At 61.7% G+C, this 24,426-nt stretch carries 29 protein-coding genes; 12 read left to right on the plus strand and 17 right to left on the minus strand.

The annotated features are described in order from the left end of the window. The first annotated feature begins 503 nt into the window (after nt 1–503). The gene (locus JQ567_RS15695; protein ID WP_312017409.1) at nt 504–1,517 is read left to right on the plus strand and encodes a TAXI family TRAP transporter solute-binding subunit; all 1,014 of its coding nucleotides are present in this window, start codon (nt 504–506) and stop codon (nt 1,515–1,517) included. 15 nt (nt 1,518–1,532) lie between these two features. Beyond that, a complete protein-coding gene (locus JQ567_RS15700; protein WP_212439666.1) occupies nt 1,533–2,156 on the plus strand; it encodes a hypothetical protein in 624 nt (207 codons plus the stop codon). 113 nt (nt 2,157–2,269) lie between these two features. Here the strand turns inward: JQ567_RS15700 and JQ567_RS15705 are convergent, their stop codons facing one another. Next, a complete protein-coding gene (locus tag JQ567_RS15705; protein WP_212439667.1) occupies nt 2,270–3,784 on the minus strand; it encodes a CYTH and CHAD domain-containing protein in 1,515 nt (504 codons plus the stop codon). A 366-nt stretch (nt 3,785–4,150) separates the two neighbouring features. Next, nucleotides 4,151–4,360, minus strand: coding sequence for a hypothetical protein (locus JQ567_RS15710; RefSeq protein WP_212416686.1), 210 nt, complete (start codon nt 4,358–4,360; stop codon nt 4,151–4,153). A 905-nt stretch (nt 4,361–5,265) separates the two neighbouring features. Between JQ567_RS15710 and JQ567_RS15715 the strand changes: the two genes are divergently transcribed. Together JQ567_RS15715 and JQ567_RS15720 are read left to right on the plus strand one after the other, a co-directional pair. Next, the gene (locus JQ567_RS15715) at nt 5,266–5,409 is read left to right on the plus strand and encodes a hypothetical protein (protein WP_212439668.1); all 144 of its coding nucleotides are present in this window, start codon (nt 5,266–5,268) and stop codon (nt 5,407–5,409) included. A gap of 105 nt (nt 5,410–5,514) precedes the next feature. Next, entirely contained in the window at nt 5,515–6,657 is a 1,143-nt protein-coding gene (locus JQ567_RS15720; protein WP_212439669.1) for a helix-turn-helix transcriptional regulator, read from the plus strand. A 918-nt stretch (nt 6,658–7,575) separates the two neighbouring features. Here the strand turns inward: JQ567_RS15720 and JQ567_RS15725 are convergent. From JQ567_RS15725 to JQ567_RS15755, 7 genes are all read right to left on the minus strand, one after another. Continuing rightward, entirely contained in the window at nt 7,576–8,529 is a 954-nt protein-coding gene (locus JQ567_RS15725) for a ribose-phosphate pyrophosphokinase (RefSeq protein WP_212034371.1), read from the minus strand. Nucleotides 8,530–8,698: 169 nt separating this feature from the next. Continuing rightward, nucleotides 8,699–9,325 (minus strand): hypothetical protein, encoded by a 627-nt coding sequence (locus tag JQ567_RS15730; RefSeq protein WP_212439670.1) that lies wholly within the window; start codon nt 9,323–9,325, stop codon nt 8,699–8,701. Between the two features lie 69 nt (nt 9,326–9,394). Further along, nucleotides 9,395–10,159: a peptidoglycan editing factor PgeF gene (gene pgeF / locus JQ567_RS15735; RefSeq protein ID WP_212439671.1), complete on the minus strand. Its 765-nt coding sequence runs from the start codon at nt 10,157–10,159 to the stop codon at nt 9,395–9,397. Then, nucleotides 10,156–11,223, minus strand: coding sequence for an SAM-dependent methyltransferase (locus JQ567_RS15740; RefSeq protein WP_249165496.1), 1,068 nt, complete (start codon nt 11,221–11,223; stop codon nt 10,156–10,158). The genes pgeF and JQ567_RS15740 overlap by 4 nt, the downstream gene beginning before the upstream one ends. 73 nt (nt 11,224–11,296) lie before the next feature. After that, nucleotides 11,297–12,136 (minus strand): prolipoprotein diacylglyceryl transferase, encoded by an 840-nt coding sequence (gene lgt, locus JQ567_RS15745; protein WP_212439673.1) that lies wholly within the window; start codon nt 12,134–12,136, stop codon nt 11,297–11,299. 5 nt (nt 12,137–12,141) lie between these two features. Beyond that, nucleotides 12,142–12,573: a GNAT family N-acetyltransferase gene (locus tag JQ567_RS15750; protein WP_249165488.1), complete on the minus strand. Its 432-nt coding sequence runs from the start codon at nt 12,571–12,573 to the stop codon at nt 12,142–12,144. Between the two features lie 84 nt (nt 12,574–12,657). Continuing rightward, nucleotides 12,658–13,392: a dienelactone hydrolase family protein gene (locus JQ567_RS15755; protein ID WP_212439675.1), complete on the minus strand. Its 735-nt coding sequence runs from the start codon at nt 13,390–13,392 to the stop codon at nt 12,658–12,660. Between the two features lie 184 nt (nt 13,393–13,576). Between JQ567_RS15755 and JQ567_RS15760 the strand changes: the two genes are divergently transcribed. The 4 genes from JQ567_RS15760 to ychF all read left to right on the plus strand — a co-directional run bounded on the left by JQ567_RS15760 (nt 13,577) and on the right by ychF (nt 16,551). Beyond that, nucleotides 13,577–13,843: an accessory factor UbiK family protein gene (locus JQ567_RS15760; RefSeq protein WP_212439676.1), complete on the plus strand. Its 267-nt coding sequence runs from the start codon at nt 13,577–13,579 to the stop codon at nt 13,841–13,843. A 200-nt stretch (nt 13,844–14,043) separates the two neighbouring features. After that, nucleotides 14,044–14,787 (plus strand): 50S ribosomal protein L25/general stress protein Ctc, encoded by a 744-nt coding sequence (locus JQ567_RS15765; RefSeq protein ID WP_212439677.1) that lies wholly within the window; start codon nt 14,044–14,046, stop codon nt 14,785–14,787. Nucleotides 14,788–14,808: 21 nt separating this feature from the next. After that, complete coding sequence (pth, locus tag JQ567_RS15770) at nt 14,809–15,414, plus strand: aminoacyl-tRNA hydrolase (RefSeq protein ID WP_212439678.1); 606 nt, start codon at nt 14,809–14,811, stop codon at nt 15,412–15,414. Nucleotides 15,415–15,453: 39 nt separating this feature from the next. Further along, nucleotides 15,454–16,551, plus strand: coding sequence for a redox-regulated ATPase YchF (gene ychF, locus JQ567_RS15775; protein ID WP_212034260.1), 1,098 nt, complete (start codon nt 15,454–15,456; stop codon nt 16,549–16,551). Here the strand turns inward: ychF and JQ567_RS15780 are convergent. Next, nucleotides 16,548–16,841 carry a DUF4282 domain-containing protein gene (locus tag JQ567_RS15780; protein ID WP_192737670.1) on the minus strand — a complete coding sequence of 98 codons (294 nt, stop codon included), beginning with the start codon at nt 16,839–16,841 and terminating at the stop codon, nt 16,548–16,550. The two genes, ychF and JQ567_RS15780, sit on opposite strands and share 4 nt — an antisense overlap. Before the next feature lie 210 nt (nt 16,842–17,051). Between JQ567_RS15780 and JQ567_RS15785 the strand changes: the two genes are divergently transcribed. The 3 genes from JQ567_RS15785 to JQ567_RS15795 all read left to right on the plus strand — a co-directional run bounded on the left by JQ567_RS15785 (nt 17,052) and on the right by JQ567_RS15795 (nt 18,276). Continuing rightward, nucleotides 17,052–17,513 (plus strand): MaoC family dehydratase, encoded by a 462-nt coding sequence (locus JQ567_RS15785; protein WP_212439679.1) that lies wholly within the window; start codon nt 17,052–17,054, stop codon nt 17,511–17,513. An 8-nt stretch (nt 17,514–17,521) separates the two neighbouring features. After that, nucleotides 17,522–18,004 carry a MaoC family dehydratase gene (locus tag JQ567_RS15790; RefSeq protein WP_212439680.1) on the plus strand — a complete coding sequence of 161 codons (483 nt, stop codon included), beginning with the start codon at nt 17,522–17,524 and terminating at the stop codon, nt 18,002–18,004. A 131-nt stretch (nt 18,005–18,135) separates the two neighbouring features. After that, nucleotides 18,136–18,276 (plus strand): hypothetical protein, encoded by a 141-nt coding sequence (locus tag JQ567_RS15795; protein ID WP_192737667.1) that lies wholly within the window; start codon nt 18,136–18,138, stop codon nt 18,274–18,276. Nucleotides 18,277–18,347: 71 nt separating this feature from the next. Here JQ567_RS15795 and JQ567_RS38635 read toward each other — a convergent pair whose 3' ends face one another. The 7 genes from JQ567_RS38635 to JQ567_RS15825 form a co-directional block, all read right to left on the minus strand. After that, nucleotides 18,348–18,479 (minus strand): hypothetical protein, encoded by a 132-nt coding sequence (locus JQ567_RS38635; protein WP_283816511.1) that lies wholly within the window; start codon nt 18,477–18,479, stop codon nt 18,348–18,350. 169 nt (nt 18,480–18,648) lie between these two features. Next, entirely contained in the window at nt 18,649–19,071 is a 423-nt protein-coding gene (locus JQ567_RS15800) for a hypothetical protein (protein ID WP_212207195.1), read from the minus strand. Nucleotides 19,072–19,225: 154 nt separating this feature from the next. Further along, nucleotides 19,226–20,149: a hypothetical protein gene (locus tag JQ567_RS15805; protein ID WP_212439681.1), complete on the minus strand. Its 924-nt coding sequence runs from the start codon at nt 20,147–20,149 to the stop codon at nt 19,226–19,228. 276 nt (nt 20,150–20,425) lie between these two features. Beyond that, nucleotides 20,426–20,860, minus strand: coding sequence for a nuclear transport factor 2 family protein (locus JQ567_RS15810; protein ID WP_212273936.1), 435 nt, complete (start codon nt 20,858–20,860; stop codon nt 20,426–20,428). Nucleotides 20,861–21,044: 184 nt separating this feature from the next. Then, complete coding sequence (locus tag JQ567_RS15815) at nt 21,045–21,311, minus strand: hypothetical protein (protein WP_212439775.1); 267 nt, start codon at nt 21,309–21,311, stop codon at nt 21,045–21,047. Nucleotides 21,312–21,526: 215 nt separating this feature from the next. Next, a complete protein-coding gene (locus JQ567_RS15820) occupies nt 21,527–21,976 on the minus strand; it encodes a nuclear transport factor 2 family protein (protein ID WP_212439682.1) in 450 nt (149 codons plus the stop codon). Nucleotides 21,977–23,049: 1,073 nt separating this feature from the next. Continuing rightward, on the minus strand, nt 23,050–23,862 hold the full coding sequence (locus tag JQ567_RS15825; protein WP_212439683.1) for a hypothetical protein: 813 nt from the start codon (nt 23,860–23,862) through the stop codon (nt 23,050–23,052). 132 nt (nt 23,863–23,994) lie between these two features. On the opposite strand from JQ567_RS15825, the gene JQ567_RS15830 reads away from it, so the two are divergent. Further along, nucleotides 23,995–24,186 carry a hypothetical protein gene (locus JQ567_RS15830; protein ID WP_212439684.1) on the plus strand — a complete coding sequence of 64 codons (192 nt, stop codon included), beginning with the start codon at nt 23,995–23,997 and terminating at the stop codon, nt 24,184–24,186. The last annotated feature ends 240 nt before the right edge of the window (nt 24,187–24,426 follow it).

Below are 24,426 nucleotides of genomic sequence, written 5' to 3' on the forward strand. Positions count from 1 at the left end.
GCGGCGCAAGCCTCTTCTCGTGACACGAAACGGGAGGCGGAATGATCGCTCTGACCATGCCCGTTTCCAGAAGGCAACCGGAAGTCACCGGCGGAGGGCCAAACCGACGCTGATGACCCGGAACGGACGCGGACCGTTGGCCGCGGGCATCCCCGACAAAGGAACGCCGCTGGTTTAGGCGCGTTGAAGAAAGCGAAGCAAATCCGTTCTACCCGGTCGTGCTTCTGACGTCGCGGGGTGACGATTTGTCGGCTCAAGCCTTTTCCCTGACGGCGAGCGAATGTCACGCCCAGGGCAGGGCTGATCCGGTCGAACAGGTGGGAACAATGAGGGTCTGCGGAGTGGTGCGGGTCGGTTTGTTGACCGCATTCATTGCGGCGGCTTGGCTCGGCCAACTGGTCCGGGAGGGCCTCGCCCAAACCCGACCATCCGTTTCTGCGAGTGAACCCGCCAAAGCGTCGGCGCCCAAGGCAAGCGCTCCCAGGAAGGAAGCGGGAGCAGCTGTGAGCCCATACACCGCGGGATTGGTAACCGGTCCGCCGCAAAGCACCGAGTTCGCCATAACTCAGGACATTGCGACCACGCTGGCCAGCGGCCAGGAGACCGGTCCGCGCGGCGAGGTCGCATTACGGGTGCTCCCGATGGTGGGAAACGGTGGCATCCGCAACATCCTGGACGTGCTTACGCTGGCAGGTGCGGACATGGCGATCGCGCCTGTCGTCCTGGTCGACCGGCTGCGGGAGACAAGGACGATCCCGGACATCCAGAACAAGCTCGTCTACATCACCCCGCTTTTTGTCGAAGAGTTCCATCTCCTCGCACGACCTGAGATCAGAAGCCTGGCGGATCTTGAGGGAAAGATGGTCAATCTCGGTGAAGAAGGCAGTGCTGCCGCTGTGCTTGGCCGTGAGGTGCTCAACCGTCTGGAGGTGAAGTTCAGCGAATTGAACCTGGGGCTGGACGCCGCGCTGGATGGGATGAGGAAGGGGCAAATCTTCGCCAGCCTGCTGGTTTCGGGAAAACCGGTCAACGCCCTGGCCCGCTACGCGCAAATGGATGGCATTCACCTGCTGCCGATTCCCTATTCCCGGGCGCTGCAGCAGGATTATCTGCCATCGACCTTCCGCCGCGAGGATTACCCAAACATCGTTGGGAGCGGTGAAAGCGTCGACACGATCGCGATCAAATGCGCTCTTTTCAGCTACAACTGGCCGGCCCGCAGCGAGCGGTTTCAGCTCCTGGAACATTTTGTCGAAACGCTGTTCTCGCGGTTTCCCGAATTTCTCGGTGACGCTCACCATCCCAAATGGCGAGAGGTGAATTTGCCTGAGGTGCTGCCTGGTTGGCGGCGATTTCGACCGGCAGAGCGCTGGCTCCAGCGGCAATCGGGCGGAGAGGCCGCGCTTCGCAAGGCGTTCGGCCGGTTCCTCGAGCAAAAGCCAACCAGCAATCCGCCGGACCGCGAAGAGCTGTTCCAGGACTTCATGCGGTGGCAAGAACGCAAGCAGGGCAGGTGAGATTGGGAGATCACGATGCGCAATGTGCTGTTCACCGCAGCTCTCGTCGCGTCGCTTGGATTGATCGCCGACGTGAGGCAGCCTGCCGCCCAGTTTGGCCAACTCCAATCTGGCCAGCCGCAATTTGGCCAGCCCCCGTTTGGCCAACCCCAATTTGATCCAGCCCAACCTGCGCCGCAGGCGCGCGCACCGACCAGGGTGCAAACGGCCGACAAGGTCGGAAAAACCAAACCAGCCGCTCGCAAAGTCGGCAAAGCGCACAGGAAGCAGCACGTCGTTCGTGCGCCTCCAAATCAGCGGAAGATTGCCGAAAAGAGCGGATACAAGCGCGTCAGCGATCTCGTGAACTTCCCAAAGTTCTTTCCCAGCCTGGGCGTCCTCTTTGTCAAACCCGAAACTTTGCCGCTCGGACCATTCCTGTGCTTCGACCGCAAGGATCGCTTGGTGGCAACCGTGTATATGGTCCCGACAAGAGACATCGACGATCACAAGCTATTGGAGGCGCCGGGATTCGCTGGCGCAGCGCTTGACCACGTCAGCATCTACTTCAACCCGGGTCACCCCGGGGTGGACGTGCCGCACTACCATTTCGTGATCTGGCATGTGACCAGGAAGCAGGAAGCGCGTGTTGCGAAATGACGCGCGTAACGTGAACCGGCGTCCTGCCGCTTCCGACCTATCTCATTCTGGCGGTCCTCATCGCGGCATTCCAAGGGTTGGGAGCGCTATCTCGTCACCCCCGCAACGCTTCCTCACCGGAGTGGCTCGGCGGTCAGCGGACGCAGATGTTGAAGCTCACGACGTGCCGCCTTCAACAGACCGATTGCGGCCTCCCGCTCCTGACCGACCAGAAAACCGGACGCGAAGGCCTGGGCCCTTCGATTGGCTGGCGGAGCCGTCAGAGCGGCTTTTGTGGCCATCTTTCGGTGCGCCATAAAATCGTTCAATCCTCCGAGCGCTGACTGGACGTTTTTCAGTCGGCTTGACAGTTGCGCAATCTCCTTGCGATCGCTGTCATCGTAGAGACCTTCAAAGAAATCGAGCGCGTAACGGATCTTCTTAATCCTGATCCGCAATTGATGGCGTTGGTCGGGTGAGAGTTCGTCCAGGCGCTTGCCTTGCTTGCGCGCCTTTCTGATGCGGCGATCGAGAAGTTCGGCGGCGTACGGCCCAATCGATCTGTCTTTGTCGGCTGGCGCTTTTCTTGTTTCGATCCATTCGAGCATATCGATCAGCAGGCGACGGAACCGGGGTGACCCGACGGCTTGACCGGCGCGCTTGAACGCCTTCGTGCGTTGGGCCGCAAACTTTTTCTCGATCGCGCGAGACCCTCGCTTTGGTGGGCCGGCTTTCATTATTGGGCCAACGCGCTCTTCCAGAAAGACGTCGATTTCACGAGCCCGTGCGAGCTGGCCTGTAAGCCACTTGAGTTCCTCCTTGATGCCAGCGGTACTCGCACGCGGCAACACGTCGTCAAAAAGCGAGATGGCTGCACGCGTTCGTCGCAGGCCCACCCGCATTTGATGGATAGCTTCTGCGTCAAGGTTGCGTATGGCGTCCGCATTGGCCGCAAAATGCCGGAACGTGGAGGAGGCAATCACGGTGAATGCTTCGTTGGCTGACAATTTCTTGTCGAGGTGGATGGGGTCGGCATGGCTGGCGCTTTCGCGGGCGCCCCCAGCGAGTTGATACCCTTTTTCAGACTTTGATTGCAGATCAAGCTCGGCGCCGGTCTTGCGTTCGAAACTGCGAGCTATCCGAAACAGATCGGCGGAACTTCCGCCCTTCAATTCGAGCTCAAATTCGGAGATCGGTCTTGAGCGACCGCCTGACGCGATTTTTCCGCGGTCAACCGCGAGTTCGATTTCGCTGCGCCGGGTGCGGATCGGCAGCGCCATCCGACGAACGGAGGTCCGGAAGACAGGTTTTAACTTTCGCTGCAACTTCCTGGTGATCAGCCTTTCGAGTGGCGTGTCTTTGGCTTTCGTGAGATCGGGCGTCGCACCGTCCAGTTTGGTTTCCCACTCGCCGCGGGCGAGGGCTCCCAACGTTACCGCCTTTACCGTCTGCACATAATCATCGCCGGCCTGGCGGACCCTCAGGGTAAGTCCGTTGCGCTTCAGCTTGTGCTTGGCCGTATCGAAATAGATTGTCACCAGGTTTTGCTCGGACCGGCCGCCGCGGCGCGTGCCCGCCAGGCGAGTCTTGGCAAGGGAGGACAGCTTTCGGGGCGCAACGCGGAACTTCAGTTCGGCTTCAACGCTCATCGTGGACTCCGTCAGGCATAGGTAAAAAACGGACGTTGCCCGAAAGGTTCCGTATTCAAGCCGAAGATTCGATATGGTTTTTGGCGTTGCCGTTCCGAATATCGGCAGTCGTCTCACTCGACAGGGGGTGCGTGCGCACGTCACCAACGCCGAAATGCAGGGTTATTCATTACTCGCAACAGAAGGAAGCGACGCCATTGCGGTGGGATGCGGTGGAGGTTGATGTCGCGAAGATGAGCGTTCAAGCCGGAGCGCTATCTCGTCGACACCCGTGGACACCGCAACGCTTCCTCGCCCGAGAGAAGTTGAAGTGGAGCGCCGCATACACAAAGGAGCGCTCCACCGCATTGAACGAAGCCACTAGGCTTACTTCCCGCCCCTGGGCTTTATGCCCTTCAGCGTGCCTTGCGGCTCCGCGATTCCCTCGGCGATCTTGTCAAGGCCCATCCGAATTCCCGTTCCAGCAAGGAACGAGCCTACAACGACAGCGATATAAACAAAGCCGCCTGATACAGCGTCGAGCTCGTGGTCAGCAAGAGGACGCATCGTGTTCAGTTCTGCCGAATAGGTCTGCATGACTGGCTCCACCATTTTGGTTGGGGTCGGGACCATCCAGACCGCGCAATGATGCGCAAAGCAGGTGCGGGAAGGGTGCTGTGACTAAAGTCACACTCGCGCTTTCCAAGCGGTGATTGGCGAGGAAGGGCATGCACTAGCGACATCGACAGTCTTCTCTTAGCGTCGATAAAGCAGTGCGCGCTTAGGCTCGGTATGCGTTCCTCATCGCGGTCGATCGCGTGTCACCTGTTGCGATCTCCATCAACCATCAGCCGTTTCGGACATGCCCGACCGCACCGGCGATGTCCCGTCCTTGTGATAGAAAGGATATGATAGAGCGGATATGATCCGGGACACTCAGTCCTCGGCGGCGCCGTCGGACGCATGCCCTCATGGGTTCGCCCCTGGCGATGTCGAAGATGTCGGCCGACTGTGAAGTAGTTTACAGTCCAGTGCTCTTGGCCCGGGCTAAGATGGCGGAAGGCTTCTTTCTTGAAGGAGGCATCAGATGCTCGAGACAATCAAATGGAACTCCCGATATAACGCTCGCGAATGGGTGATGATGGCTGGGGCGCTCGTTGTCCGACTCCGCGCACTGAATGCATTGCGACAGAAGGGCGAAAGCAAACCAAGGCCGCCACTCTGGAAACACTTCGACGACACCCATCATTGGGACTCAAGCGCGGAAGAATGGGTCCCCAACGATGATCGTGATCGTGCAACGCATTATGCGTCCCGCACGCCGAATTCCGAGACTTAAGATCCCTCTCGCTGACGGGCCCGTCGAGCGGTGCGGGCGCGACAAGTAGCTGGATCGAGATGTGAGTTGCTGCTGGCCGCTTGATAGTGGTCAAGCGATTGCCCGGCGTGGGCTTAAGCCACCGACATCTTCGTTCGCATTGGAGGACGATCGTGTTGCAGCGTTGGCCAATCGCGAGATCGAGGCCACCGCTGTCACCCCGATGACGGTCGGCTGGTTCAACCTGCAGCACGCCGACAAGCCGTTGCGCCTGGCTGTGCGCTGGCGAGTCGTGCGCAATATCGTTGACCCGATTTCCCAAACCTGAAACAATCGTTTCATTGGGGAACTCTATGTATTGTAAAGAAAATTTACTGCACGCGGTCCGTGCATTGGTCGGCCTGTGGGCCGTGAATGCAGCCGTTATGGCAACGTGATCGACCTGGAGGGCATCTCGGCCCAAGCGCTGTCGGATACGATCGGCGCGATCTATGACTGCGCGCTCGATCCGCAGCTTTGGCCCGAGACCTGCCGGAAGATCGCCGATCTCTGTGAGAGCACAGGCGGCGGCATTTGCGTGCATGATATGCGGCACGTGCAGAACGATCAGCTGTTCGTGTTCGGATACCAGCAGGAATTTCTGGAGAAGCTGGGAAGCCAGTATGCGCAAAGCCCGATGGCGGCGGCGGACATCGTCGCCAGCGTTGGCGACGTCAACATCCTCTCCACCGACCGGCACGAATTGCTCGAAAGCCGTTTCTACCGGGATGTGCTGGCGCCGTTCGGGTTGATGGACATGATCTGGTTTCCGGCATTGCGGACCGGGGGACGCATGGCCTCGCTGCACGCATCGCGGAAAGACAAGGCGCCGCATTACCAGCAACTCGAAATCGGCCTGTTCAAGCTGCTTTCGCCGCACGTCCGTCGCGCGCTGACGATTTCGGATGCGCTCGATATCCGCACACTGCGCTCGGAGATGCTGGAAAAGACGCTCGATGTCCTCGCCGCCGGCGTTTTCCTCACGGCCCGCGATGGCCGGGTCGTCTACATGAACGCCGCCGCCGAGCGACAGGTCAGGACCGGCACCTCCATTCGCATCCTGAACAACCGCCTCGATCCCGTCGATCCCGCAGCGCGCGCAGCCTTATCGAAGGCGATCGAGCGATCGGCGGTTGATGACGACGACAGGGATGCCGGCGAGCGTTCGCTCGCCATCCCCGACGAAAACGGCGCCGGCTATATCGCAACGCTGCTGCCGGTCCAGCGCGGTCAGCGAGCCGACATCGTGGCGCCGTTCGCGGCCTCCGTCGCCATCTTCATGCAGGATCCGCTCGAAGCCCCGCTGATGCCCGGTGAAGCCTTTGCCAGGCTGCACAAACTGACCGGCGCAGAATTGCGGGTCCTGCTGGCGCTGGCTCAAGGGTTGGGCGCCAGGGAGGCAGCCGACATGCTCGGCATCAGCGAGCCCACCGTGCGCACCCATTTGCAGCACATGTTCGCGAAAACCCATACGCTGCGGCAGGCCGACCTGCTGCGCCTGTTGCAGACCTCGACGCCGGCGGTTCGCGCGCTGTAACCGCTTAATTTGTAGGCGTCGGATATTGCGCATCTCCGTACCGGTCCCCGCCAGCCAAAAAAACCAAGCTGCAATTCGTCGGCCTCATTGGTTCCGATGATGTGCCGCTGCGCCCTTCGTTCCAACTTCCCCCGTCCGATTTTTTTCGCCGCAGACGCATTCCGTTCGAGCGCCTTCAACGGTAAAGAAATGGCGCAGCGCGCGGCTTTCCATTGCCCGACGGGCAGATCACTTCTGATTTACAGAAGTAATGTCAAGCCCCAAAATAAAAAATATTTCGCTTTTCCAGAAGGGCAAATCAGGGGCATATATTTCGCCATCCCGTCCTACTCAGAAGGGCGTCGGCCGTCGTCACGGACGTTGGACGGGTTGCGGTGGACGCTGATGTTGCAACTGACGAGTGCGGCAAAAGCGTACGGTAAAGTCGTGTGGTCCCGACGCCCCGATGCTGGCGTCAAGTTGCGCAAGGGCTCACGCCCTGCGCGGCGACGGTGACAACGAGCTCGGCCCGACCGGGGAGAGCACGATATAAGCCGTAAAGCCATTGCGCAGGGAAGGCCGGATGCTCTCCGCTGGACCTGTATGCTCGTGTGCGCATTCTTATGCACAATTGCACACGAGACCGCGGGTGCAGCGCGCACCCGGCCTTCCCTGCGCCCTCTCAATTCGAGGGCAAGGAAATTTCTGGCAAAGCTCGGGCGCAATGCGTCGCGAGAATGCGAAAGTGTGCTCAGTGCAGCAACAAGGAACGCCCGTCGTCCCGGCCTTGAGCTCAGATGCGCAATTGCGCATCGGGGGACCCATAACCACAGGGAGAAGTTTTGCGAATGGTCTCTGCTACCGAGGCTTTATCGAGAGATCACGCGGTATGGGTCCCTGCGTTCGCAGGGACGACATGAAGAGGCGACGTTGCGCCTCTCAGTCGAACAAGCTCGAAACCGATTCTTCCGCCGCGGTACGGCCGATGGCTTCGGCGATCAGCGGCGCGATCGAGAGCGTGCGGATGTTGGCGGCTTTGTTGACCGCTTCCGTCGGCAGGATCGAGTCGGTGATGACAAGCTCTTTCAGCCTGGAGCCGGCGATGCGGGCGGCGGCGCCGCCGGACAGCACGCCATGGGAGATGTAGGCGTAGACTTCCTTGGCGCCGTTGGCGATCAGGGCGTCGGCCGCGTTCACCAGCGTGCCGCCGGAATCGACGATGTCGTCGATCAGGATGCAGGTATAGCCGGCGACGTCGCCGATCACGTTCATGACTTCGGATTCGCCGGCGCGTTCGCGGCGCTTGTCGATGATGGCCAGCGGCGCGTTGATGCGCTTGGAGAGGCCGCGGGCGCGCACCACACCGCCGACGTCAGGCGACACCACCATCACATTGGCGAGGTCGAAGCGTTCCTTGATGTCGCGCACCATCAGCGGCGAGGCGTAGAGATTGTCGGTCGGGATGTCGAAGAAGCCCTGGATCTGGCCGGCATGCAGGTCGAGCGTCATGACGCGATCGATACCGGCATGCGTGATCAGATTGGCCACCAGCTTGGCCGAAATCGGTGCGCGCGAGCCGACCTTGCGGTCCTGCCTGGCGTAGCCGAAATAGGGGATCACCGCCGTGATGCGGCGCGCGGACGAGCGGCGCAGCGCATCGGTGATGATCAGCAATTCCATCAGATGGTCGTTGGCCGGAAACGACGTCGACTGGATGATGAAGGCGTCCGAGCCGCGCACGTTCTCGAGCACCTCGACGAAGATTTCGTTATCGGCAAAGCGGCGGACGCTGGCCTTGGTCAGCGGCAGATCCAGCCCTTCGGCGATGGCCTTCGCCAAAGCAGGGTTCGAATTGCCGGCGACCAGCTTGATGGAGCCGTTCTTGGCGGACATCGAGGCCTCTCCCCGCGCCTTGCTGGATACGACGTTCAGCATCTCAGATACCTGTAGCCCGGCGGGTTTCGATGCGCGAGGAGATATCAGGCAGGTGGCGCGGCTGGCAACCCGTCGCAGCTGTTTTCCCGGTTAAAAATGAGCCGATACGGGACTTTACGGGGTAGGCTTAATGGCTGCTGAAGCCGAGCGCGGCGACGCCAAATACACCCTCGGCGGGTGGGCTCTGCTCCATGCTCGCGACCGCGGAGCCGCGGCGGCCGGGCGAGGGGGCTGGCGCGGGCTGCGGTGCTTCCGGCGTGCCGTTGATCATGCCGTTGAGGCCGCTAAGGCCGGCCTGCGCGATTTTCCGCAGCACGAGATCGTCGGCGGCGGCCCAGGCGTCGCGTCCGGCCTTGCCCGCCGGTTCCTCGCCGGAAAGCCGCAGAGCGCGCTGCTGGTTGTTGTCGTAGACGTCCCAGACCCAGGCGATCATGGTCTTGCCGCGCACCACTTGCGCCGAGAGATAGCTGCGGACGCGGTAGGAAGCGCCACCCTCGCGCGAGACGATCTGCAGGTTCCGCAGCTTCGATTCGCTGTCGATGACGCCGACCATGCGGTCGAACACGTGCGGCGGCGGGCCGTCGATCGATTCAAAAGCCACGGTCGATCCGCCGCCACTGGTCGCCATCGCGAACGATCCGCTCGCCGCGCCGCCACCGGCGCAGCCGCCAAGCGCGCACGAAACGGCGAACAGCGCCGCGGCGATAATCGCGCGCGGGGCGCGCAGGCAGGAGGCTGGGATGAGGTCCCTCATTGCCCTGCGATATCGTTAAAATGCATTAAGGTCTAGGGCAGGGAAGCCACAGCAATGGTTCAAACCCGATCACGGTTCCAGCGCGATCGCGTGAACGTGCCTTCCGTAATCCGGCTCTTTCCGATGCACCGAGCGGCGGTAGCTGTAGAAGCGTTCGTCGGAATAGGTGTCGACGCCGATGTCGTCGATCATCAGCACGCCGGCATTTTCCAGCCGCATGCGGATGTAGCCGGCAAGGTCGAACATCGAATGGCCGGCGCGCTCCGAAGCAATGAAGTAGGCGGCATTGCCGGCGTCGGCATCCAGAAAACGTTCGACGAATTCGCCGCCGACCTCGTAGGAATGCTGGCGGATCAGAGGGCCGATCGCCGCCACCGTGCCGCTGCGGTCGGCGCCGAGTTTTTCCATCGCATCCACGGTGGATTCGATGATTCCGGTCAGCGCCCCCTTCCAGCCGGCATGGGCCGCGCCGATTACGCGGGCCGTGGGGTCGACGAACAAGATCGGCCCGCAATCGGCCGCGGTGACGCCGATCGCAAGGCCTTCGGTGCGGGTGACCAGGGCATCGGCGCGCGGCTTGTCCCCGGTCCAGGGTCCGGTCGCCACCACGGCATCGGGCGAATGGATCTGGTGCACGCTGAGAAAACGATCCGGTGCGACACCCATCTGCTCGGCCATCCGGCGGCGATTTTCCGCGACGTGGGCGGCATCATCGTTCGAACCGAGGCCGCCATTGAGGCCCTCGTAAATCCCGCCGGATACGCCGCCCTCGCGGGTGAAGAAAGCGTGGCGCAGGCCCGGAATGGCCGAAAGCAACGACGATCCGTAGGTCATGACGCCTCTTCGTCGGCAGACGCCTGTTCATCGGACAGGCCCGCGACCGAGGTGAGATGCGGCTCCGTGATCGCCAGCACCTTGAACATCGAGCCCATGCCGCCGCGGCCGCTATCGGTCAGCCGCTTCAGCGCATTGGAAATATCGGCGGATACTTCCGGCGTGGTCTTGCCCATCAGCGTCAACGCGCGGGTCTCGATGCCGAGCCGCTTGAGGAACTCGCCCTGCGTCACCGGACCGTGGGTGCGCGCGCCCATATCTTCGGCGGCGCGCACCAATGCCTGGAAATCGACATGGGCGGTCACGTCGGCCTGTCCGGGATTCTTCAGGGGATCGGCGAAGCTGTGGCGGGCGATGGCCTGGAAGGTGTCGCCGGCGTCGCTGCGCAGATGGCCGTAATCGATGATCAGCGCCGCGCCGTCCTGTTCGCGAACGCGCCTGGCGATCTTCATGATCTCGGCGTCGGGCCGCCATTCGAACACGGCGCCGATCGGGGCGGCACGCACCAGCGGCGGCAGCAGCACCTCGAAGCGGGGGGTCGGCTCGTCGGCGGCCGCGAATACCAGCTTGCCGCCGTCGTCGAGCTTGATCACGCGCTCATGCCAGCCGGTCTCACGCTTCACCACCTGGTGAATCGGCAGCACGTCGAAATACTCGTTGGCGAAGATAACCGCAGGGCCCTCGGGCACGTCGTCGATGCTGTCGTGCCAGCTGAGATTGCGCACGCCCGACAACGTCGCGCTTTGCTTCTCGCGCAGCACCGGATTGATCTCGACGAGGTGTGTGCTGAGCGACTGATAGAGCGGCGGCAGCACCCGCAGCGCGCGCAGCGCATCCGCCATCATGGTGCCGCGGCCGGGCCCGAGCTCGACCAGCCGCAGCGTCGGCGGCGAGCCGATCCCCCTCCAGACCGAGGCGGCCCACAATCCGAGCAGTTCGCCGAACATCTGGCTGACTTCGGGCGCGGTGGTGAAATCGCCCTCGCGGCCGAGCGGATCGCGCGACACGTAATAGCCGTGCTCGGGATGCATCAGGCACAATTCCATGTACCGCCAGACCGGCATCGGGCCTGACGATTGGATCAGCTTCCTGATCTCGGACTGCAGCGGCGAATATTCGGTCACGGCCTGCCTTGCCTTAAATGGACTTCTGCAAATGCACCGGCGCCTTGCGCCATGCCATCACCATCAGGATGGCTCCGGCAATGATCATCGGCACCGACAACAGCATACCCATAGTCAGCCCGCCCCACAAAAATCCAAGCTGCGGGTCAGGCTCGCGGAACAATTCGCTTATTATCCGGGCAATTGCGTAGATCGCGATGAAACTGCCGAGGATCAGGCCCGGCCGCTTCAGGGCACCCATCCGAATCATGACCGCCAGCACAGCAAAAAGCAGGAGCCCCTCGAGTGCCGCCTCATAAAGCTGGCTGGGATGCCGCGGCAACGGTCCGCCATCGGGGAACACCATCGCCCAGGGCACGCTGGAATCCGCCGGTCGGCCCCACAACTCGCCCTTGATGAAATTGGCGAGCCGCCCGAGGAATAAGCCGATCGGCCCGACCCCGGTGGTGATGTCGCCGAGCGACAGGATCGGGATGCCGTTCTTGCGGCAGAACAGCATCACCGCCGCGACGCAACCGAGGAAGCCACCGTGAAACGACATGCCGCCGTTCCACAATACGAAAATCTGCGCCGGATGCTGCGCAAAGAAGGCGGGATTGTAGAACAGCACGTAACCGGCACGGCCGCCGACGATGATGCCGATGGTGACCCAGAGGATGAAATCGTCGAGCTGCAGCAGCGTGATCGGCGCCGGCCCGCCCCATAATTTCTCATTCTTGACCAGCGAGCGCGCGTAAAGCCATCCCAGCACGATGCCGCCGATATAGGCCAGCGCATACCAGCGGATGGCAATCGGCCCGATCGAGATCGCTACCGGATCGATTTCCGGGAAGGCAATGGTGAGGAATGGCATCGGGCTCACAGGGCTTTGGTGTAGACGGCATAGGCCACGCCGAAAATCGGCGGAGTGTCATAGGCTTTGACAAAACCCATCTTGAGATACATCGGCAAGGCCACCGTCATGATCGGACTGGTGTGGAGCGCAATCAGCGGCGATCCATCCCGTTTGGCCCGTGCGATACATTCGTTGCTCAATGCGTGCCCGATCCCTTTACCGCGAAACGCGGGATCGACGATGAGCATGCGGATGATCGACCAGCTTTGATCGAAGAACGGCGCCTTGGGACGGTCCGGCCCGAAATAGGCGACGGCGCCAGCGAACTTGGCTTGAAGCTCGGCAATGATAACTTCCCCGCTGGCGCTGAGATCAGAAGTTCTTGACAGGCCGGCGAGCATCGCCGGCCAATCCTGGTAGTGATCGCGAAACTGGCCAAAGGCTGCGACGGCCATCCGGTTCAGGTCTTCCGCATCCGAGCTTTGATAATCCCTGATTCGGATGTCAGTCATTCGAAGCCTTGTATCGGAACCTTGCGATCAGCTGGCGAGGTTGCGGCGATAGAGCGCCAGCAGCCGCTCCCAATGCCGCTCGGCGGCGTCGCGGTGATAGACCGGCCGCTTCGGGAAGGCGAAGCCGTGATGGGTGCCGGGATAGATCTCGACCTCGTTGTTCGATCCCTTCATGCCCTGCTTCAGCTGCTCGATGATTTCGGCCGGTGCGTAGATGTCGGTTTCAGCGCAGGCGAAATACAATTCAGCCTTGGTCTTGCCGGCGGCAATATGCGGGCTGTCGGGCTGGTCGGTCGCCAGATGCGTGCCGTAGACCGAGGCTGCGGCTTTCACCTGGTTCGGAAAATGCGTCGCCGCGTTGATCGCGTAGCGGCCACTCATGCAGTAGCCGACGGTGCCGACGATGGCGGTGTTCGCGGCCTTTTGGGTCGCGGCATAGGCGAGCAGGGCCTTGGTATCCTCCATCACCATCGGGATATTGATCGAGTTCATGAACTCGAACATCCGCTTGCGCTCGGGCGCATCGGGATCGGGCGGTATCGGTCCCAGCTCCATCACGCCGGAGCGGTAGTACATATTGGGCAGCATCACGTAATAGCCTGACGTCGCGAGCCGCCGCGCCATGTCGCGCAATTCCTCGCGGATCGCCGGCGCGTCCATGTAGAACAGGATGACGGGAAACGGTCCGCCGCGCTCGGGATGGGTGATGAAGGTGGTGGTCTTGCCGTCCTTGCTCTGGATGTCGATCTGCTGGTCGATCATGTGCGTTTCTGGTTTCTGATTTTGGTTCTTGGGGTGGGCGCCCGCTACGATTGCAAGGAAAGGAGGGCATGACAAGGCAAACGGACATCACCTTGGCGTTGAACGGCACTCTTGAACCTGGTCGCTTGGATCGCCATTGTCTTGCTGGCAGCAGACCCAGTTGCAGCGACCGGAGCGTTTAGCGATGACCCAGACCAACAATCGGTTTTTCGACGAGATCGGCCGTTTGATGAACGACGCCGCCGGCGCCGCCCAGGGCGTCAAGCGCGAGGTCGATGCGGTCGTTCGCAACCAGGCCGAACGCATCCTGCGCGACCTCGACCTCGTCAAGCGCGAGGAGTTCGATGCGGTCAAGGACATGGCCCGCCTGGCGCGCGAGGAAAACGAGGCTCTGAAGACCCGGATCGCCGCGTTGGAAGCCAAAATCGGCATTTCTGCATCGGCAGGCTGAGGGCCGGACAGGTTGTCGAATCGTCCTTCCCGCCGGGGCAGGGCGGGGGCAGAAAAATCCCCTCATTTCCTTGTCATTTTGGCGGTTTGGGGCTAAAAGCCCGCCACGTCCGCAGCCCCCGCACCCCTGGAGGCTTGCTGTCGGACGCTACCGGGCCGCGTTGCGGCCTTTAACTTTTTAGAAAACAAGGACTTAACACGATGGCGACCGTCAAGGAATTGAAGGCGACCGCGCGTCCGCAGAGCGGCAAGGGGGCCGCCCGGGCAGAGCGTCGCGCCGGGAGAGTTCCCGGAGTGATCTATGGCAACAACCAGCCCCCCGTGACCATCTCGGTCGATGATGCCGAACTGCGCCAGCGCATTCTGGCCGGCCGGTTCCTGACCACGATTTACGACATCGATCTCGAGGGCAAGAAGCACCGCGTGATCCCGCGCGACTTCCATCTCGATCCGGTGCGTGACTTCCCGCTGCATGTCGACTTCATGCGGCTCGGTGAAGGCGCCACCATCCGCGTCAGCGTTCCCCTGCATGTGGTGAACGGCGAAACCTCGCCGGGCGTCAAGCGTGGCGGCACGGTCAACATCGTCACCCACACTATCGATCTCGAATGCTCGGTCGACAATATTCCGCAGTATGTCGAGGCCGATGCCGGCGCGCTGGAAATCAGCCATTCGCTGCATCTGTCCGACATCAAGCTGCCCGCTGGTGTGAAGTCGCTGTCGCGTGAAGATGCGACGCTCGTGACCATCGTGCCGCCGTCCGGCTACGCCGAAGAACTCAAGGCGGCTGCGGCGGCTGCTGCTGGCGGTGCTGCTGCGGCTCCCGGTGCTGCTCCGGCGGCGGGTGCGGCTGCTGCGCCCGCAGCGGGTGCTGCTGCTCCGGCGGCTGGTGCGAAGGCGCCCGCGGCTGGCGCCAAGGCGCCTGGCGGCGACAAGAAGAAGTAAGCGAACGCGGGATGCCGCGTCATGCGCCTGTTTGTCGGCCTCGGTAATCCCGGCACGAAGTACGCGAACAACCGGCATAATATCGGTTTCGCGGTCGTCGATGAAATTGCGCGGCGTCATGGTTTCGCACCATGGCGCCGCCGTTTTCAGGGCGAGACGTCGGAAGGCACGCTTGAGCGCGAGCGCGTGGTCCTGCTCAAGCCCACCACCTACATGAACGAGTCCGGGCGTGCGGTGCAGGAAGCCGCGAACTTCTTCAAGCTCGGGGTCGGTGAGATCATCGTGTTTCAGGACGAGCTCGAACTGCCGCCGGCGAAAGTACGTGTCAAGGTCGGTGGCGGCATTGCCGGCCATAACGGGTTGCGCTCGATCTCCTCGCATATCGGCAACGACTATCGCCGGGTGCGGCTCGGGATCGGTCATCCCGGCGTTAAGGAGCTGGTGCACAGCCACGTGCTGTCGGATTTCGCCAAGAGCGATCGGCCCTGGGTCGAGGCGCTGTGCGAGGCGGTCGCCGACAATGCCGGCTTGCTCGCGACCGAGCGCGCCTCGACGTTTCAGAACAAGGTGCATCTGGCGCTGCAGGCCAAGGGATTTTTCGACAAGGGCGATGACGGCGCTGCGTAACGCGCCGCCGACCGCCAGCAACAGACTTCAGGACACGTCATGGGATTCAAATGCGGTATCGTAGGCCTGCCCAATGTCGGCAAGTCGACGCTATTCAACGCGCTGACCGAGACCGCCGCGGCGCAGGCGGCGAATTACCCGTTCTGCACCATTGAGCCGAATGTCGGCGAGGTGGCGGTGCCGGATCCCCGGCTCGATAAATTGTCTGCCATCGCTAAGTCGGCGCAGATCATTCCGACGCGGCTGACCTTTGTCGACATCGCGGGCCTCGTGCGCGGTGCCTCCAAGGGCGAGGGCCTTGGCAACCAGTTCCTCGCCACCATCCGCGAGGTCGACGCGGTGGCGCATGTGGTGCGCTGCTTTGAGGATTCCGACATCACCCATGTCGAAGGCAAGATCGCGCCGCTGGCCGATATCGAGACCATCGAGACGGAACTGATGCTGGCCGATCTCGACAGCCTCGAGAAGCGCGTCGACAATCTTACAAAGAAGGCCAAGGGCAACGACAAGGACGCCAAGGAACAGCTCGACCTCGTCAACCGCGCGCTGGTGCTGCTGCGCGACGGCAAGCCGGCGCGGTTCCTCGAACGCAAGGCGGAAGAAGAGCGTGCCTTTGGCATGCTCGGCCTGCTGACGTCCAAGCCGGTGCTCTATGTCTGCAACGTCGAGGAAGGCTCGGCCAAGGACGGCAACAGCTTTTCAAAACAGGTGTTCGAGCACGCCAAGAAAGAAGGTGCGGTCGCGGTGGCGATTTCGGCCAAGATCGAATCCGAGATCGCGACGCTGTCACGCGAGGAGCGCGTCGAGTTCCTCGATACGCTCGGCCTCGAAGAGGCCGGCCTCGACCGCCTGATCCGCGCCGGCTACCAGCTGCTCGACCTCATCACCTACTTCACCGTCGGGCCCAAGGAGGCCCGCGCCTGGACCATCAACCGCGGCACCAAAGGGCCTGCGGCTGCCGGCGTAATTCATACCGATTTCGAAAAGGGCTTTATCCGCGCCGAGACCATCGCCTATGCCGACTATGTCGCGCTGGGTGGCGAAGCCGGCGCGCGCGACGCCGGCAAGCTGCGGCTGGAAGGCAAGGAATACGTCGTCGCTGACGGCGACGTCATGCATTTCAGGTTCAATACTTAATGCGTCTGGCCCTGGTCGCGGATCGCGCCGAGGTGTTCGTTGATGCGGAATACGATCAGGATGAATTCTGCGGCAATGCGTGAGAAGACCACGCCGACGACGACGCTGGCGATCGAGGACAGCAGCACGATGAATCCGCCGAACGGGCTGATCGCCATCGCAGCGAGGCCTGAGAAAATGCCGGATATGCCGAACAGCACGATCAGGCCGATCACCAGCCAGTAAAAGGTCTTGATGATCGTGGGCGTGATAAAGCGGTCCCACTGAAACAGATCCTGAAAATCGAACATCGGTGGTTCTCCCGGCAAGTCGAAAGTGATTCGCGTCCAGCCTCGCTCCTGAGAGCACAGGGCCTAGCTCCGAATGGGGTCCCGAGCAAGCCGAAGACGCGCACCGGTTGCAACGGTGTTCGCCCGTCGGGCACGAGCCATGCGGGTGGGCGGGTTGAGATTGCTGCAAATAACGGCCACAATCGGGCTCCCGCACTGTAAAATCCCATCATGACAACGCTCACCTTTGAAGATTTCAAACCCGGCCATTTCGGTACGTTCGGACCGCGCCACGTCACGCGCGAGGATATCCTGGCTTACGCTGCGGAGTACGATCCGCAGCCGATGCATCTGGACGAAGCGGCCGCAGCCAGGTCGATGCTGAAGGGCCTCTCCGGGTCGGGCTGGCATCTTTGCTCGATCATGATGCGGATGATGTTCGACGGCTTCATCGGCCGCACCGCGTCGATGGGCTCGCCGGGCGTCAACGAGATGCGCTGGCTCTCACCGCTGCGGCCGGGCGACGATCTGATGCTCGATATCGAGGTCGCGGAGGCGCGAGTTTCGCGCAGCCGTCCCGAGACCGGCATCGTGACGTTCAAGGGCGTGGTCAAGAACGCCGCCGGCGTGACGCTGTGCGAGATGGTGTCGCCGATCATCGTGCGCCGTCGCGCCGATGCCGCGGCGGAATAGGATCTTCGATGCGTTTCGTTGAGGACATTGAAATCGGTTCGCGGCGTGAGCTCGGATCGTTCACCTTCACCGCCGAGCTGATCAAGCAATTCGCCGCGCAGTTCGATCCGCAGGCGTTTCACCTCGACGAGGGGGCGGGACGCCAATCGCTGTTCGGCGGGTTGGCGGCGTCAGGATGGCATGTCGGCTCGGTCTGCATGAAGCTGCTGGTCGCCGACGGCCAGCGCCTGACGCGGGAGGCCATCGCGCGCGGCGAGGAAGTTGCGGTCTGGGGGCCGTCGCCCGGTTTTCGCGAACTGCGCTGGATCAGGCCGGTATTGGCCGGTGATACCGTCAGCTTTTCGAGTGTCGTCGAAACCAAGCGCACCTCGGACAAGCGTCCCGAATGGGGCATCCTGCAGGCCCGCAATACCGGCGCCAACCAGCGCGGCGAACAGGTGTACTCGTTTTTGGCCACCGCCTTCGTGCCGCGGCGGAATCCTGGTTCCTGAATCAACATGGTTAGCGAATTGCTTATCGACGCCGGCGCAAGTGAAGATTCGCCGGAACCAAATATTTGCTAACACATTTTGAACTTTCTGCCTGCCATATGAGACCTAGGGGAAGTACCGAGGGCACGACCATGGCAGATCGCAGTCACCTGAAACTTGTCGGCTTTATTTTCGCTACCGTCACGCTTTGCGTGATGCTGACGACTGCGATGGTGGTGAAGGGTTATGCCGATGGCGGCTACACGCTCGAGAGCACGTCGTCCGTCCAATAAGGTCAGGCTTTGCTAACCGTAACGCTGGATCGTACCAGCACTTGGAGCCGCGCATCTATCCCGTCGCCGGGTCAGCTGCTCCAGATCAGCGTCATCAGCACGACGGCCACCGTCAGCAGTCCGACGAACCGGACCATGAGCGTGCCCATGCCATGTGCCGAATGCGGCAGTGGATGAGTGTTGTTGGGCTGACCGTTTTGCATCTCGTATCCCTGGAAGTTTGCCTACCGTTGGGCATCCGTCCCTTGATCCCGACGCGCCGCTTATAAAGTTCAAAACAGCCACTTATCAAACGAAACCGCCGCCTTCTGTTGAAGAAGACGGCGGGTGTAGGATTTTTGCAACGGTCTGGAATCAGTAAAAGATCCCGGATCAGCTGTTGCGCAGCCCGTCGGCGGCGCGCTTCCACTGCGTGACGTTGTCGGCGATCATGCGCGTCGACTTCATCGCCGCCTGGCTGAGTTGCGCATAGCCGGAGATTTCGCGCTGAACGCGTTGGCCTTCGGCATGCAAGAGATCGCGCAGGCTCTCGAGTTCCGAAATCAGCTTCTCGATTTCAGCAAGCGAGGTGCCAGCGACGCGCTGGATCAGCGAGTTGACGTTGTTGACGGTGGCCTCCGCGCTGGCATCGAGCGGCACAGTTTCCGCGGCACCGGCCGGCGGACGGCGCAGATAGGCGATGTCGTTGCGGACGAAGTCGCGGATCCCGGCCTCGACTTCCGAGACCGCAGCGAGGTTGCTGTCGACGACATCCTCAGTTGATTCAATTTGTTCGGTTCGATTGGTAGCGTTCATCGGCCATTCCTCTGTTTCGCGATAAGCGAGCGCGGACGTCCCCCGCACGACGAAGTGAAGCGTTCCTATCAGTAGTGTGGAATTTGACCGCATCTGGGCCAATATGCGGCAATGCTGCATCATTCTGAAAAGGATTGGCGAAGAATGCAGGGGCTTACCAGCTGCGCTTGAAGCCGGCGCCAAAGCTCTTGTTAACCACGCCCGACGGGGTCTCGCCGACCGAACCCGAGATGGTCACGCCGTCGAACAGCTTCTGCTCGGCGCCGACCTTGCGCAGCCATTTGTCGTCCGAGGTCGACAGCGTCTGGCCGGCCATGAAGCTGGTGCCGGTGTCGGCAATGCTCAGTCGCGCCGACTGGTCGGTCTCATAGCTTCGGGTCGGATGGCTGACGATGCCGGGCACCGGAACGATGCCCTGCTGGATCAGATTGTAGCCGTTCTGCAGCGTGAGCGAGTATTGCTCGCTGAGCGGCAGCGATTTGCTCAAGGAGGTGCCGATCTTGCTCTGGTCCGCCCCGGGATCGACGCGGGCTTCGACCGAGGTCTTGTCCCAGATCGAGCCGACACCCGGCGCTGTGATCGCGGCCCAGGCGGTACCGGACGATTGCGGCAGGCTGCCGCCATTGGCGAGTTTTTCCGACAACAGCTCCTGGGCCGTCAGCGTGCCTTGCCGGGCAACCGTCATGTCGGCGCCGATCCGCGCATCCCAGAACGGGGTCAGCGACTGCTTGACCGACACGGCGGAGCTGCCGTTCGCCTTTTCGTTCGCCGACCAGGCCGTTTCCGCGCTGGTCGCGGCTTTCGACGCGGCGCGGGTCTTGGCGGCAGGCCCGGTCAGGGGCGCGGCATCGAGATCGAGCTGGCTCCAGTCGAGCTTGGAGACGTCGATATCCTTCATGATATCGGGGTCATTGACATCAGGCGCCGCCGCGACGTCGGGGGCCGCTTCCTCCGCCGGCTCTTCGGTGTCTTCATCGGCGGGCGGCGTTTGCGCCGCCACGGCCAGCATCGCGCCCAGGCTGAAGCCGGCCACCAGCAACGGCAGCCTTATCCAGCCAAATCGTGTCGTGGAAGTCATAACCCGCCCGCATTCCAAATCAGGCACAGAATGCGTTGGCGGTGGTGCGAAATTATGGCGAGGGCGCATTCGCGCGCCCTCGCACTCCGTCATGTCCGGGGCACAGCGCCGATTGCGGCTTCGCAAGCTCGATCAAGCGCGAAGTGCCTTCAGGCTGTTGTCGCAACCACGTCTTCCAGGGGCTGGTGAAGAGGACGTGGGTCCCCGCGACCTCTGGCGCGAAGACGCGCTTCGCGCTTTTGTCCGGCCATGACGAAAGGGATTGGTGAGGGCTGACTAAACCGCCATTCGCGGCAGATGGATGGGATAACCCACCGCCTGCTCGACCAGGTCGAAGGTGTCGACCAGCACCCGGAGGTTGGTCAGCTTGCCGGCCTTGAACTGCGCGAAATGTGCGACCCGCAGGCTGATCGGCTTGTTGGAATCCAGCGCGGTCAGCGAATAGCGCATCATCGAGGCGGCGGAATCGACCCCCAGCATGATCGACTCGCGGTCGAAGCGATGGACGCGGATGTTCTCGGCGATCTGCCTGACTACCTCGATCACGGCCGCCTTGCCCCGGCGCGAACCGAAGAACGGAAACATGTCGATCGGGCCATAGATCGCCCAATCGACGTCCTCGTCGAGCAGGGCTTCGAGATCGGCGGGCTGGCGTTCATTGATCGCACGATGCAACGCGCGAGAAAAACGCCAGAGACTATGCTCTGTCATTTGAGTTGGTCCTTGAAACTGATTTCAAACGGCAACCGCCCAGGGGGCGTCCGCGTCGACGCCGTGCCAGTCGCTAAATTCATTCGTACACTAACAATAGGCGTTTTTCGCCAAAATACAACCGACGTTTCTGCATTGCACAAATGCAGGATTTTCCGCGTTTTTACCGCCGCTGGCGCCGTTTTCACCGCTCCCGGCGGCGCACCGGCTCGCGCTCGATGGCGATCTCGGCGTCCTTGATCGCGATTAAGCCGAACAGCAAAGCGCCCCCGACACCGCCGATCGCGGCACCCAGCGGCATGAAGGTGAAGAACACCAGCATGCCGTTATAGCCTTCAAAACTCGTGGTTTTAAAGATTTCGACCCAGGCCAGCCCGGCCCCGATTCCCAGCGCTGCACCTCCGAGCGCCCCCAACGCCAAACCAAGCAGAGCCAGCAACGCGATCTTCATATGTTCTTCTGCCCCGGAAAAAGCCTTGTGGTGTGTCGCCGCCGGGGCGGTGAGGTTCAACGTCGCCGGGAAAATAAGGACAATTCGTCATTCCGGGGCGATGCGAGGCATCGAGCCCGGAATCTCAAGATTCCCCGGTGCGCGATTGCGCACCTGAGGTCTGGTGCTAACGCACCATCTACGATGCGCAATTGCGCATCGGAGAATGACGTCGTCTAGATTTCCCCCGGCTTCTCCCCCTTCAGGACCGCGCTGATGTCGCGCTCCAGCAGCTGCTCGACCATGTCGAAGGTGTCGATGATCTCGCGGATCTGGGCGATGCGGCCGTCGCGGAAGGTATAAAACGCCGCGATGTCGAACTGCACCATCCGCTGATTGCTGCGCTTGCGGAAGAACACCCGGATGTTCGCCGCCACCCTGTCGCCCTCGGCGACCAGGATCGGCACCTCGCAGCGCATCTCGGAATAGCGGGCGTGGATGGTGGTCCACATCTCGCGCATCGCGGCCGTGCCACGGCGATGACCCATATGCGGAAGCAGATCGACCGGGGCGTTGGCGACGAACTCGATATCGTCGGTGCAGCGCGCCAGCGCGCCCTCGATGTCGCCGGCATAGTAGACGTCGAGGAAATTCAGTAGGCGCTGCCGATGCAGGTCCGCGGTCATCCGGTCTTTCTCCGCCGATATTCAACCTGCCCCGCGGCGGCCGGTTCCACAGCGAACGCCATAACGCAGCGGCCGATCCGCAAAAGCAGGCACAAAGTCTGACGTCGCCAGTCCGGAAACGGTTCACTACCGCTAGCTGTGGTTGGTCAACCTGCGCTTGTCCTGGCCGGTACTGTTTCGCGGCGTGATTAAGGATTCTAATTTCAAAGAGCGAGGACAACGCAGTTATTGCGGGCCGACGGTCGTCTATAATTCGTCGTCCCGGCGAAGGCCGATGCGCAATTGCGCATCGGGGGACCCATACCGCGCGATCTCTCGATGAAGCTCAGTGGGAGAGACCAATTTGCAAAACTTCTTCTTGTGGTTATGGGTCCCGGCCTTCGCCGGGACGACGTGGATATAGTTTCGCGATCTCGCTGCATGTTCTGCACGAGCTTTGCTCTCAATCTTCCCGCCCCCGAAAGTCAGAGGGCGCAGGGAATGCCGGATGCGCGCTGCACCCGCGGTCTCGTGTGCAATGTGCACAAGGAAGTGCGCACACGAGCATACAGGGCAGCGGAGGCAATCCGACATTCCCTGCGCAATGGCTTTACGGCTTATAACGCGATCTCCCCGGTCGGGCCGTGCTCGTTGTCACCGTCGCCCGTGGAAGCGTGAGCTTCTCACGAGCTTGACGCCAGCATACGGGGCATCAGGACCACGCGTCTTTACCGTACGCCTTTGCCGCGCTCGTCAGTCGCGACATCAGCGTCCACCGCGACCTGTCCCTCGTTGTGACGTTGGCCAACGCCCCTCTGAGCGGGACAGGATGGCGATAGATATGCCTTGATTTGGTATTCGGGAAAAGCGAAATATTTTTTATTTCAGGGCTTGACATGATTTCTGCAAATCAGAATTGATTTGCCCGTCGGGCCGTTTTGCCGCAATTGGCCACTATTGGAATCGTCGTCCCGGCCTTGAGCCGGGACCCATACCCACCAGCGGCAATTGGTTCAGATGCGGGTCGTTATCTTCCTTTTCCAACAATGTCCGCCGCGGCGTATGGGTCCCGGCCTTCGCCGGGACGACGCAAGTCACCCCTGCGGCGTCACCTTGCGCGTGACGAGATCGATGATGAATTTGCCGCGCTTCTCGTAGCCTTCAGGCACGTAGGCCTCGCCGCGCGAGAGCTGGCCAAAAACTTCCTTCGGTTTGGGAAAGTCCTTCCGGCAGGCCTTCCTGATCGTTGCCGCATCGGCATGGCGAACCGTCACGGTCACGGTCTGCGGCCGCGGCCCGGCCTTGATGTCCGAGACTTCGAAATGTTTCGAACTCTCCTTGCAGGTGACGACGTTGGCGCCATAGGCGCGAATGGAATCCACCGCGGTGATCAGAAAATCCGGCGAAATGCTGACGTTCCGGCTGTAGTCCTGGGTGAACACGAACTCCGCGACGCCGGTTTCCAGATTGCCCTGGCCGATATGGCCGGTGATGCACATCAGCCAATCCTGTTGCGCGCTCCGGGGCAGGGTGATGCAGTCATTGACCTGCGAACCCGGCTGAAAACTCCTGAAGATGGTCTTGCCGCCGCTCTGCTCGAACACAACGGCGCCGCCATTGTCGGTGGCGTGCGGCTCGCATCCGCTCTCGTAATTGACCACCAGCAGCGGACTGCCCGCGGCGATGAACCGGCCGCTATGGCGATCGCCGGTCAGCTTGACGTCGCACGCGCGGTCTCCCGCATCCGGATAATTCCTGGCCCGTTTGCAGGTCGATTCCTTGATATCGGCAGCGTCGCAAAACGTCGACAGCAGCGCGCGGTCGGCATCGTCAGCGCGAGCCGGGCTGGCGAGCAGGCAGGCGCCGGCAAGGGCCAGCGCGACGACGGCAACAAACGATTTCGGCATCGGGCGGATCATGGTTTCGGTCGGCGGGAACAATTAGTTCATGTTGGCTTGGTCGGCGCAAGGCTGGGACGCGTTCACCCGGGAACGAGTACGGCCTGTCCCGCGTTTCTCCCCGTATCAATGGAGAATCTGATGACCAAACCGCTTGAAAAAACCATTACGCCCGTTCCCGAGGAGAACAGGAGTCACAAGGGCCCCGGCAGCACGCCGAAGGTGCCCGTCGATACCACCAAGGGCCATCGCGACGACGAGAAGAACAACATCCGCGAGCAGGGTGATCACGGCAACATGACGCAGAACACGAGTAATCGACGGTCGGGGTAATTTCCCTCCGTCATTCCGGGGCGCGCAAAGCGCGAACCCGGAATCTCGAGATTCCCCGATGCGCAATTGCGCATCTGGGGTCTGGTCCTTCGGACCATCCCGGAATGACGACTTTATCGTATGTCGACCGAAGCCAGGAATTCCTCGGCCCTTGTGCGCGTGGGGAAACGACCAGCTGGGCGAACGTACTTAGCGTCATTGCGAGGAGCGAAGCGACGAAGCAATCCATTCTTCTGCTTG

This window comes from Bradyrhizobium sp. AUGA SZCCT0431, assembly GCF_018131065.1.
In the GTDB taxonomy this organism is placed as follows: Bacteria; Pseudomonadota; Alphaproteobacteria; order Rhizobiales; family Xanthobacteraceae; genus Bradyrhizobium.

Excerpts from the sequence above, each read along its gene's own strand:
- JQ567_RS15700 (WP_212439666.1), top strand. The coding sequence starts at position 1,533 with ATGCGCAATGTGCTGTTCACCGCAGCTCTCGTCGCGTCGCTTGGATTG.
- JQ567_RS15705 (WP_212439667.1), bottom strand. The coding sequence starts at position 3,784 with ATGAGCGTTGAAGCCGAACTGAAGTTCCGCGTTGCGCCCCGAAAGCTG.
- JQ567_RS15710 (WP_212416686.1), bottom strand. The coding sequence starts at position 4,360 with ATGCAGACCTATTCGGCAGAACTGAACACGATGCGTCCTCTTGCTGAC.
- JQ567_RS15725 (WP_212034371.1), bottom strand. The coding sequence starts at position 8,529 with ATGTCCGCCAAGAACGGCTCCATCAAGCTGGTCGCCGGCAATTCGAAC.
- JQ567_RS15730 (WP_212439670.1), bottom strand. The coding sequence starts at position 9,325 with ATGAGGGACCTCATCCCAGCCTCCTGCCTGCGCGCCCCGCGCGCGATT.
- pgeF (WP_212439671.1), bottom strand. The coding sequence starts at position 10,159 with ATGACCTACGGATCGTCGTTGCTTTCGGCCATTCCGGGCCTGCGCCAC.
- JQ567_RS15740 (WP_249165496.1), bottom strand. The coding sequence starts at position 11,223 with ATGCCGGTCTGGCGGTACATGGAATTGTGCCTGATGCATCCCGAGCAC.
- lgt (WP_212439673.1), bottom strand. The coding sequence starts at position 12,136 with ATGCCATTCCTCACCATTGCCTTCCCGGAAATCGATCCGGTAGCGATC.
- JQ567_RS15750 (WP_249165488.1), bottom strand. The coding sequence starts at position 12,573 with ATGGCCGTCGCAGCCTTTGGCCAGTTTCGCGATCACTACCAGGATTGG.
- JQ567_RS15755 (WP_212439675.1), bottom strand. The coding sequence starts at position 13,392 with ATGATCGACCAGCAGATCGACATCCAGAGCAAGGACGGCAAGACCACC.
- JQ567_RS15760 (WP_212439676.1), top strand. The coding sequence starts at position 13,577 with ATGACCCAGACCAACAATCGGTTTTTCGACGAGATCGGCCGTTTGATG.
- JQ567_RS15765 (WP_212439677.1), top strand. The coding sequence starts at position 14,044 with ATGGCGACCGTCAAGGAATTGAAGGCGACCGCGCGTCCGCAGAGCGGC.
- pth (WP_212439678.1), top strand. The coding sequence starts at position 14,809 with ATGCGCCTGTTTGTCGGCCTCGGTAATCCCGGCACGAAGTACGCGAAC.
- ychF (WP_212034260.1), top strand. The coding sequence starts at position 15,454 with ATGGGATTCAAATGCGGTATCGTAGGCCTGCCCAATGTCGGCAAGTCG.
- JQ567_RS15780 (WP_192737670.1), bottom strand. The coding sequence starts at position 16,841 with ATGTTCGATTTTCAGGATCTGTTTCAGTGGGACCGCTTTATCACGCCC.
- JQ567_RS15785 (WP_212439679.1), top strand. The coding sequence starts at position 17,052 with ATGACAACGCTCACCTTTGAAGATTTCAAACCCGGCCATTTCGGTACG.
- JQ567_RS15790 (WP_212439680.1), top strand. The coding sequence starts at position 17,522 with ATGCGTTTCGTTGAGGACATTGAAATCGGTTCGCGGCGTGAGCTCGGA.
- JQ567_RS15795 (WP_192737667.1), top strand. The coding sequence starts at position 18,136 with ATGGCAGATCGCAGTCACCTGAAACTTGTCGGCTTTATTTTCGCTACC.
- JQ567_RS38635 (WP_283816511.1), bottom strand. The coding sequence starts at position 18,479 with ATGCAAAACGGTCAGCCCAACAACACTCATCCACTGCCGCATTCGGCA.
- JQ567_RS15800 (WP_212207195.1), bottom strand. The coding sequence starts at position 19,071 with ATGAACGCTACCAATCGAACCGAACAAATTGAATCAACTGAGGATGTC.
- JQ567_RS15805 (WP_212439681.1), bottom strand. The coding sequence starts at position 20,149 with ATGACTTCCACGACACGATTTGGCTGGATAAGGCTGCCGTTGCTGGTG.
- JQ567_RS15810 (WP_212273936.1), bottom strand. The coding sequence starts at position 20,860 with ATGACAGAGCATAGTCTCTGGCGTTTTTCTCGCGCGTTGCATCGTGCG.
- JQ567_RS15815 (WP_212439775.1), bottom strand. The coding sequence starts at position 21,311 with ATGAAGATCGCGTTGCTGGCTCTGCTTGGTTTGGCGTTGGGGGCGCTC.
- JQ567_RS15820 (WP_212439682.1), bottom strand. The coding sequence starts at position 21,976 with ATGACCGCGGACCTGCATCGGCAGCGCCTACTGAATTTCCTCGACGTC.
- JQ567_RS15825 (WP_212439683.1), bottom strand. The coding sequence starts at position 23,862 with ATGCCGAAATCGTTTGTTGCCGTCGTCGCGCTGGCCCTTGCCGGCGCC.
- JQ567_RS15830 (WP_212439684.1), top strand. The coding sequence starts at position 23,995 with ATGACCAAACCGCTTGAAAAAACCATTACGCCCGTTCCCGAGGAGAAC.